The sequence below is a fragment of the Bacillus sp. S4 genome (genome assembly GCF_040838205.1).
In the GTDB taxonomy this organism is placed as follows: domain Bacteria; phylum Bacillota; class Bacilli; order Bacillales; family Bacillaceae_G; genus Bacillus_A; species Bacillus_A cereus_U.
In genome coordinates this window covers 1-5,404 of record NZ_JBFPJI010000228.1, presented here as the reverse complement: position 1 = coordinate 5,404, position 5,404 = coordinate 1, and the positions used below count along the sequence as shown (strand labels likewise).

Genomic DNA, 5,404 nt, shown 5'->3' with positions numbered 1-5,404 from the left:
ACATAATACAAAGCTGTAAAACTCCTACTGATTAAAGTTTCACTTTATTTTTCTTAGTGCTCCGCATTCCATTCACTTAAATACGTTGCATATTCTAATTCATCTGGATCATCATATAACATAGAAATAAACTCTAATTTATTTCCATCACAATCCAGAAAATATACGCTTGCAGCTGGCATCCACCTTTGGACAATTGGCTCTTGATTTCCTTTACCCTGACTTCCTACCACCTCTATTTCACGATTCTCTAACCACAATTTAGAAATCTTTAAAAACTCTAAATCTACACGAAAAGCGAAGTGTTTCGTCTCAAAATCTTCATTCGTATGTACTTCCCATAATCCGAGCATTTGTTTTTTATTTTCTCCTATCCAAAAGAACACAACTCGTCTTTTCGATAGTTTTTTTGCTAATACTAAACCTAACTTATTTTGATAGAAATCTATCGCCTTTTCTAAATTTCTAACATGTAAATGCGTTTCGTATATGCTCTGTATCATTCTACTTGTTCCTTTCTTTGTTGGCTGAGTAGTTACTGTAATTCTATATTTGAAGTATGTATAACCGTTGTAATGTATCTCCATTTCCAATATACCTATTTACTATTCTATCGAAATTGAAATATGATATATCCAACTGAGGTAGTAAATTCAAATAAAATTTCTACTACTTTTGTAGGTGGCATCTCCAATACATTCAGATGAAATCATGTTAAATAATAAAAAAACGCTATTCTTTTAGTAAGAATAGCGTTTTTTACTCTTGGGGATAGTTAATATTTTTAAACGCCCCCTATACAACAAACCATCCAACTCAAACGAATTGGATGGCTCTATACCACAAAGAAAATCTGTTATTTGATTACTTCAATTTCCCCTCAAAAACAATTTTTCTACCACACGGTTCAACTTCTGTTTTCCCGTCTTTCTTCACTTCATGAAAGATTGGCTCTTCCATGCGACGAGACGGTGCATATCCTTCTTGTTCCATACGTGCTAAACAGTCTGTAATTGTTTCGTTTTCTAGTACTTCAAATTTCTTTTTATTAGGTTGTTTTGTCATGCCCTAACCTACTTTCTATTTTTCTTGATGCGAATTGATTCTTCATGTAAATAATATATAACATTGCGAGAATACCCATTATAATCATAACCGCAATAAAAAAGCTTGTATACTGTATTTTTTCTATAAATACGCCTCCTAATACAGGGCCCATAATACTTCCTATACTAAAGGCGATTCCGGATAATATATTACCTGCTGGTAGTAAGTGCCTCGGTAATAAATCTGTCATAAATCCAAGACCTAATGAGAAGCACGAGCCAATGACCATACCAGCTAAAAGCATACAGGCAAAGACGATCCAGTAATATTGATCAAATACTGCTGCAAGTAGGAAAATGCCAGTACTTACGCTGAACATCCACGTTAAAATACGATCTCTTCCGTATTTATCACTTAACATACCGAGCGGGATTTGTGTAATAATACCTCCAACTGCGAATGCTGGTAATAAGAAGGAAACTTCCGCTACAGACCATCCTTTGCGAAGTGCGTATACTGGCAAATTACTATTTAACATCGCTTCAAGTACACCGTATGCAAGCGGACCAATTAACGCAATCCACGCTAATCCAACGACTTGTTTATAACGAGAAAAGGATGATTCACTTTCAGCTTTCGCCTCATCTTGTGCTGGAAATGCATTTTTCGTTGGTAGTAGTAAAAGCCAACCTATTAAGCAAAGTATAGTAGATACGATAAATGGTGTTGCAAGACCGTACTGAACAGTGCTTGCTAAATACGGACCAACTGCGAAACCAATTCCGAAGAATACACCGTATATCGATACTTGTCTACCTATTTTACTAGGATCTGACGTTGTCGTAATCCATGTTTGCGTTCCGACATGGAGCATATGATCTCCAACACCAACTAGGAACCTAAGAATAAACCATACCCAAAATGAAAAAGTTTGTGTAAAAAAGAATAATGAAATAATAACGAGAAACCCACCAATTACGATAATTGGTTTCATTCCAAACTTTTGCATCGGTTTTTCAAGAAACGGTGAAATAAATAATATCCCGATGTATAATGCCGTTGCATGAATACCGTTAATACTTGAACTAACCCCTTCTTGTTCAAAAATCATTGCAATGGCAGGTAAGAGCATACCTTGTGATAAACCTGAGATTGCCACAATCCCAACCATAATCCAAAAAGTAAAACGCATCGACATCCTTTTCCCTCTCTTTCTCACGCTTTCCACTTTTCATTATAAACGGTTTCTTTACATGCGTGTACGAATATCGGCAATAAAAAAGAAGCTAAAAGAATCAACCTTTTAGCTTCTTATCCTTCCCAAACTTGTGCTTTCACATGGTAATGAAAATGTTTAAAATATGGATTTTCATAAAATGATGGTCCATATAAGTAGTAATGTGCATGGGCGATTGGTACTTGCTGCACTTGCATATACATCGGATCAATAATAATTTTTATATATTGATGATCATTATATGGCGAATGATACATTAAAAATGGATTATGCATTGACTCTCTCCCCTTATACATACAAATGCTATAGTATATGCAAGTTTTATATTTTGGGAATTATTTATTGTCTAACCAATCCTCTACATGCTGTATAAACACATCTAAACAATCAATAAACGGTGAATGCCCGCAGTCTTCTAACACCTTCAACTCCGCATTTGGCAAATGTTTCGCTAATTCCTCACCAACTACTTGTGGTACGACATAATCGCGGTCACCTTGTATGACGAGTGTTGGGGCTTGAATACGGTGAATATGTCCATTTCCTCGTACAACACCATTATGTTCATCTGAAATATTAAATGTAACTAATGAATAGTTCACATCAACGAAATTGCGCTGCGTTAACATATCATCTAAATACTTTTCATAACGATCCGGTTCAGGTTGATTATGTGTATATATTAATAGATTCCATACTGTACGGTAATATACTTTATTCATATTTTTTATTGCATCTAGTACGGGGGCAATTTGCACTGGATCTTGCCCAATTTCTTCTTTCGTTTTTAATAAACTCGATACGATTGGTTGCCCGTTAATATCTTTTTTAAATATCGGGTACCCTTTCATTCCAACCGATTCTACTAATATTAGTTTTTCTACAAAAGTTGGGTGGCTCGCTGTAAACTCCATCGCAACACCGCCGCCCATTGACCATCCCATTAATGAAAATTTCTTTACATTTAATTTATCTATAAAAAGTTTCACATCTTCCGTAAAGTCTTGCAAAGAATCTATCGGCTTATTATACGTTGATTGTCCAAATCCTCTTAAATCAATTGCGTAAATATGATATTGATTTTGTAGTTTCTCAATAACTAAATCAAAGTGTTGTGACGATGTCATATTTCCATGAATGAGCACGAGTATTTCTTCATTTTGCCTTCCAACTTCTTGATATGCAATCGTTTCTCCGTTCGATAGTGAAACATACTCCATTGTTGCAGGCTTAATCATCACAAGTTCCCCCATTCTTTTAATAGAAAGAAAATTCTTTACTTAATTAAAGAATACCACACAGAATGTATGTTCTCAATATAAAATCTATACGAAATTTCCACATAAAACTGCATGTCTATTACTAGACAGTTATTATAAAAAAGTATATAGTTAGCTAGGTAACTAATTTGAAAGGATCCAAATACATGGACGAAAAACAACATTTTTTCCACATTGTCAGTCAAACTTCTCGTAAGTTTACGAAGAAATTTAATGAACGTGTATCTCCAACAGGATTATTTAGTGCGCAATGGGCTGTTATTTTCCGCATTAATCAAACTGGATCTTGTACTCAAACAGAATTATGTCAGTATTTAAATGTTGAATCACCAACGATGACCCGCACGTTAACACGTATGGAAACGATGGGCTGGATTATTCGTACGGAAGGAAAAGATCGCCGTGAGAAGCTCATTTCCTTATCGGAAACAGCAATAGAAATGATTCCAGTATGGCAAGAAGAAGTTGATTCCTTTGAAGAAAAGACGCTAGAAGGTATTAAAGAAGAAGACTTACATGAAGCTTTTCAATTGTTACAACAAATTATCAAAAATTTAGATCATTAATATGGAGGGATGACGATGCAAAGTGAAAAACTTTGGACGAAGGATTTCCTCGGAACTTGTTTTAGTAGTCTGTTTCTCTTTTTAACATTTTACATGCTTATGACTACTCTGCCTGTCTATGTTATAGACAGCCTAAAAGGAAAACCTGAGGAAATTGGTTTAGTTGCAACTGTTTTTCTTATTTCATCTGTTTTATGTAGACCATTCACAGGAAAATGGCTCGATGATTTAGGAAGAAAGAAAATATTATTCATTTCACTTTCACTATTTTTAGCCGCTACTGTTATGTATTTCGGTACGCAAAGTTTATTTTTATTACTTGCCCTTCGCTTCTTACATGGTATTGGATTCGGAATGGCAACAACAGCAACTGGAACAATTGTAACTGATGTAGCACCAGCTCATAGACGCGGTGAAGCACTTGCTTATTACGGCGTATTTATGAGTCTACCGATGGTAATTGGTCCTTTTTTAGGTTTAACAATTATTTCCCATTTTTCATTTACTGTACTATTTATCGTTTGTTCAGTATTTTCATTACTCGCATTTTTATTAGGATTACTAGTCGATATTCCACATGAAAAACCAGTAAGTAAACAAACACGAGAAAAAATGAAATGGAAAGACTTAATTGAACCATCTTCTATTCCAATCGCTCTAACAGGATTTGTTTTAGCCTTTTCTTATAGTGGCATTTTATCCTTTATTCCTATTTATGCGAAAGAACTCGGTTTAAGTGAAATTGCAAGTTACTTCTTTATTTTATACGCACTTGTTGTGGTCATTTCTCGTCCATTCACAGGAAAAATCTTTGATCGTTTCGGTGAAAATGTACTTATTTATCCAGCTATCATTATTTTCACAATTGGGATGTTCATTTTAAGCCAAGCGCAAACTTCATTTTGGTTCCTTGGCTCAGGTATGTTAATCGGTTTAGGATACGGAACATTAATTCCAAGTTTCCAAACGATTGCAATTTCTGCCGCTCCAAACCATCGACGTGGTTCTGCGACAGCTACTTACTTCTCGTTCTTTGATAGCGGCATTGGCTTTGGTTCTTTCATTTTAGGTATAGTCGCTGCCAAATCAAGTTATCATAATATGTATTTTATTGCAGCTATTATCGTTGCGTTCACTTTACTTCTTTATTATGGATTACACGGACGAAAACAAAAATTCAAGAAACAAAGTACAGATGGACAAATCTCTGCTTAACGTTCATAAGGAAAGTAAACTTACCCGTTTACTTTCCTTATTTTGTATTTCTTTTAAGA

General features: G+C 34.9%; 7 protein-coding genes. 2 read left to right on the top strand and 5 right to left on the bottom strand.

Going from position 1 to position 5,404, the window contains the following annotated elements:
- Positions 1-53: 53 nt before the first annotated feature.
- The 5 genes from AB3X48_RS17090 to phaZ form a co-directional block, all read right to left on the bottom strand.
- Positions 54-503: a VOC family protein gene (locus AB3X48_RS17090; RefSeq protein ID WP_088099284.1), complete on the bottom strand. Its 450-nt coding sequence runs from the start codon at positions 501-503 to the stop codon at positions 54-56.
- Between the two features lie 361 nt (positions 504-864).
- Positions 865-1,065, bottom strand: coding sequence for an NETI motif-containing protein (locus tag AB3X48_RS17085; protein ID WP_000166302.1), 201 nt, complete (start codon positions 1,063-1,065; stop codon positions 865-867).
- On the bottom strand, positions 1,049-2,245 hold the full coding sequence (locus AB3X48_RS17080) for an MFS transporter (RefSeq protein WP_088099277.1): 1,197 nt from the start codon (positions 2,243-2,245) through the stop codon (positions 1,049-1,051). The genes AB3X48_RS17085 and AB3X48_RS17080 overlap by 17 nt, the downstream gene beginning before the upstream one ends.
- Positions 2,246-2,358: 113 nt before the next feature.
- Entirely contained in the window at positions 2,359-2,559 is a 201-nt protein-coding gene (locus AB3X48_RS17075) for a hypothetical protein (protein ID WP_133059509.1), read from the bottom strand.
- A gap of 60 nt (positions 2,560-2,619) precedes the next feature.
- Positions 2,620-3,522: an intracellular short-chain-length polyhydroxyalkanoate depolymerase gene (gene phaZ, locus AB3X48_RS17070; RefSeq protein WP_002199903.1), complete on the bottom strand. Its 903-nt coding sequence runs from the start codon at positions 3,520-3,522 to the stop codon at positions 2,620-2,622.
- A gap of 188 nt (positions 3,523-3,710) precedes the next feature.
- Between phaZ and AB3X48_RS17065 the strand changes: the two genes are divergently transcribed.
- Positions 3,711-4,130 carry a MarR family winged helix-turn-helix transcriptional regulator gene (locus tag AB3X48_RS17065; RefSeq protein ID WP_002013810.1) on the top strand — a complete coding sequence of 140 codons (420 nt, stop codon included), beginning with the start codon at positions 3,711-3,713 and terminating at the stop codon, positions 4,128-4,130.
- Positions 4,131-4,145: 15 nt separating this feature from the next.
- Positions 4,146-5,345, top strand: a complete 1,200-nt coding sequence (locus AB3X48_RS17060) for an MFS transporter (protein ID WP_016105450.1) — start codon at positions 4,146-4,148, stop codon at positions 5,343-5,345.
- The last annotated feature ends 59 nt before the right edge of the window (positions 5,346-5,404 follow it).